The following is a 3,722-nucleotide window of genomic DNA, read 5'->3' as shown; positions in this document are numbered from 1 at the left end:
TGGCGAATGATGTGCACTCTGCAGCAATAGCCGCTAAGGGGCGAGAATGAGTTTGCCTAATATCAACACACCTGCCGCCGTATTGAGCCTGTGGCAGTTAGTGATCTGCGAGCTTAAAGCGATTGTCAGCGATAAAGCGATTGCCGTGACCTTGTTTGGCGGCGTGCTGTTTTATTCGGTGTTGTATCCGTTGCCCTATTTGCATCAAGTGCCTACCGAGCAGCAATTGATTGTGGTGGATCTTGATCATTCTTCCCTCAGTCGCCAGCTGATCCGCCATGCAGACGCCAGCGCCAAAATCCAAGTGATCGGCCAAGTAGGCTCGATAACAGCAGCGAAGCAGTTTATCGAAACTGGCAAGGCCCACGGGTTACTGGTGATCCCCGCCGGTTTTCGCCGGGATTTATTGCTCGGTAAAGGGGTGACCTTAAGCTATGGCGGCGATGCCAGTTACTTTTTAATTTATTCGGCGGTTGCCGAAGGCCTCGTCAGTGCCGGCATGGATGCGGGTAAACAGGTGCAATTGCTCGGAATGCTCGCCCAAGGGCAAAATCCCAAACAGGCCGAGGGCAGTTTACATTCGCTCAAATTAAATAGCGTGCCGGCCTTTAACCCAAGCCTTGGCTATACGCCCTATGTGGTGCCGGGGCTGTTTTTGCTGATCTTGCATCAAACCTTACTTATCGGCACTGGCATCTTAGGCGCAGGGCAATGGCGCAAGCATGGCTATTGGCATCGGGTGTCGCCCGTGCAATTGGTCTGCGGGCGGATTATCGCTTTTTTATTGATTTATCTTGTATTTACGAGTTTTTATGTGGGCTACTGTTACCACTGGTATCAGGTGAGTATTCAAGCCAGTTTTGGGATGGTAGCGCTGTGGCTACTGCCGTTTTTACTGGCGAGCGCCGCTGCGGGGGTGGCGTTAAGCACCCTGTTTAGCCGCCGCGATTTACCGACGCAGGTGTTACTGCTGATCTCCATGCCGATTTTGTTTGTGTCGGGCTTTGTCTGGCCTATCGCGCTGATCCCTGAGCCTTTAGTGCTTGGCTCGCAATTGATCCCCGCCGTCCCGGCGATTATGGGCATGTTAGAGCTGAATCAAATGGGGGCCAGTTGGGCGAGTGTGCTGCCTAAATGGCTACAACTTTGGGGGCTTTTTGCGCTGTTTTTTGGCCTAGCGATATTCGGGGTAAGGCGGCGTTTACATGGGCTATTGGCGCAACATCGCCTTAGTGAATGCCGTTAATTCCGCAGCATTGCGCCCGCTCAATTGAACACGGTTTGCCCCTAATTTGTCTTATATGGCGTTATATGCGTGCTGGTAGCCGCAGTTTTGGCGGCCTGCGGTGCTCAATAGCTGTGGCTTTGTCAGTTGCCACTGAAGGTTTTACGCCAAGAGGTTGGGCTAACTTGAAAGCGTTGATTAAAGTGCTGCCTAAAAGAGGTGGCGGTGTTAAAGCCCACCATTTCAGCTATTTTTTCGACTGAAAGCGTGGTGCTTTCAAGTAGTTCAAGGCTGCGCTGCAGGCGGGCACCCACAAGCCATTTGCCAAATGACATACCGGTCGCTTTGTTAAAATACCGAGTAAAGGTTCGCCGACTCATAAATAATCGCTCGGCTAACTCAGCAATAGAATATTGCTGGTGGAGATTTTCACGTAGGTGCTCCAGTAAGCGATTCACTTCAATATCGGGCGTTGAGCTTGGAACTGGTTGCGCAATAAATTGCGCTTGGCCTCCCTCTCGGTGCGGGGGGACCACTAAGATCCGAGCCACTTTATTGGCGATTTTTGTCCCATAGCAAGATCTCACGATATACAAACAACAATCTAATGCTGCCGCCGTCCCTGCAGATGTCACTATATGGTCACTTTCAACATAAAGTGCATTGGTATTGAGCTGGATAGTTGGGAAACGTTGCGTGAAATCCGCCTCGGCCATCCAATGTGTGGCCGCCTCTTTGTTATCTAAGAGTCCTGAGTAGGCTAACGCATAAGCGCCATAGCATAGTCCGACTACCATGGCGCCGCGTTTGTGGGCACGTGTTAAGGCGTCAATTAACGCCGTTGTGGGCAGGCAGTCGAGTTCGTGCCAGCCCGGGATGACGATGATGTCAGCCGACTCGAGTAACGCAAGCCCTCCATCAGGCACTATGGTCACCCGATCTTCGGTATGCTGTAACTGACCATCGACCGACACTATCTGCAAATTAAAAATAGGCACACCATCGGGCATGACCGAGAAAACGGCTTGAGGTACAGCGACATGGAACATGCTGAAATGTGGATAAAGCACCAAAGCTACGGTAGGGATCTGCATATTGAGCACTCACATCCAAAAAAGTTAACGCGCGATTTGGCCCAATTGTTTCGATATTTGTCATTTGGGTCAATATTTTCTCTGGTCAATCTCGTGAATAATGCTCCGTATTCGTCAACCATTAAAGAGAGACAATATGAAAAGCACCACGATGATGACCCTGCTGGCCTTAGGGTTGGCAGCCATAGTGAACAGTACTGATACCGTTGCCGAAACGGCGCCAAATATCCGCCCGGCATCCCAGCCAATCCACTTTCAGCATATCCGTAATGCGACGTCTAAGATCACCTTTGGTGATACCACGTTTCTGATCGATCCTATGCTATCGAAGAAAGATGCCTTCCCCGGTTTTGCGGGGACTTACCGCAGTGAGATCCGTAACCCTATGGTGGAGTTACCGATATCGGTTGCGGCCATTATTGACGATGTCGATGCGATTATTGTCACCCATACTCACCTTGATCATTGGGATGATGTGGCACAGCAAGTTTTACCCAAAACGATGCCGATATTTGTTCAACATGCAGAAGATGCCAACACGATTCGCGCTCAGGGATTTAAAGATGTGCGGGTATTAAGTGCAACAGCGCAATTTAACGGCATTCACTTAACCAAAACCGGAGGACAGCATGGTACGGATGCAATGTATGCTATCCCAGAATTAGGCAAAGCGCTTGGAGAAGCGATGGGCGTTGTGCTGCAAGCCGATAATTACCATACAGTGTATTTTGCTGGCGACACCATTTGGCGCAAGCAAGTAGAGGATACGCTCGATACATTTAAGCCAGAGGTGGTGGTACTGAACACCGGTGATGCACAGATGGAGGGCTTAGCAGGTTCAATTATCATGGGCAAACAAGATACGCTGCGCACGATTGAGCGGGCTCCTCAAGCCAAGATTATTGCCGTCCACATGGATACGGTGAACCATGCCGCCTTAAGTCGTCAGGAATTAAGACAATTTGTGCAACAAGCAGGGGTGGCACAGCAGGTGTTGATCCCTGAAGATGGCGAATCTTTGCCGTTATAACCCGCGGTTATCGCCCTCTTATATCACGGGAGGGCGAACTGTCCACTAACAAAAAAGGCGCCTAAGCGCCTTTTGTTATGTTAACGACTCGAGCAAGTTTACGGCCACTTTCATCATGGCCCGACTGAAGGCTTATCTTGGCAACTACCCGTTTGATAAAGCCCTGCTCGATAAGCCCAGCTCGGTAAATACCAGTTCGGTAAATACCAGTTCGGTAAATACCAGTTCGGTAAAGCCTCGCTTGATAACCGTTGGCTTGATAACCCGCCCAAAAAGCATGAGCTTAATTGGGCTTAGCGGCTTAAGCCTCGTGTTACAAAATAAAGGTCGCGACCTGAGCATTCAGATCGTTAGCGCGGGCCTTTAACGCTTT

Annotated in this window: 3 protein-coding genes; 2 read left to right on the top strand and 1 reads right to left on the bottom strand. The window is 50.2% G+C overall.

The window, feature by feature from the left end; genetic code table 11:
- Nucleotides 1-46: 46 nt before the first annotated feature.
- The gene (locus tag ACRCZA_RS06965; RefSeq protein WP_438673730.1) at nt 47-1,246 is read left to right on the top strand and encodes an ABC transporter permease; all 1,200 of its coding nucleotides are present in this window, start codon (nt 47-49) and stop codon (nt 1,244-1,246) included.
- A 122-nt stretch (nt 1,247-1,368) separates the two neighbouring features.
- On the opposite strand, the gene ACRCZA_RS06960 is transcribed toward ACRCZA_RS06965, so the two are convergent.
- Complete coding sequence (locus ACRCZA_RS06960; protein WP_438673729.1) at nt 1,369-2,319, bottom strand: GlxA family transcriptional regulator; 951 nt, start codon at nt 2,317-2,319, stop codon at nt 1,369-1,371.
- 136 nt (nt 2,320-2,455) lie between these two features.
- On the opposite strand from ACRCZA_RS06960, the gene ACRCZA_RS06955 reads away from it, so the two are divergent.
- The gene (locus tag ACRCZA_RS06955) at nt 2,456-3,349 is read left to right on the top strand and encodes an MBL fold metallo-hydrolase (RefSeq protein ID WP_438673728.1); all 894 of its coding nucleotides are present in this window, start codon (nt 2,456-2,458) and stop codon (nt 3,347-3,349) included.
- The last annotated feature ends 373 nt before the right edge of the window (nt 3,350-3,722 follow it).

The organism is Shewanella sp., from assembly GCF_051658185.1.
Classification (GTDB): domain Bacteria; phylum Pseudomonadota; class Gammaproteobacteria; order Enterobacterales; family Shewanellaceae; genus Shewanella.
This window is presented reverse-complemented; position numbering and strand designations above follow the sequence as displayed.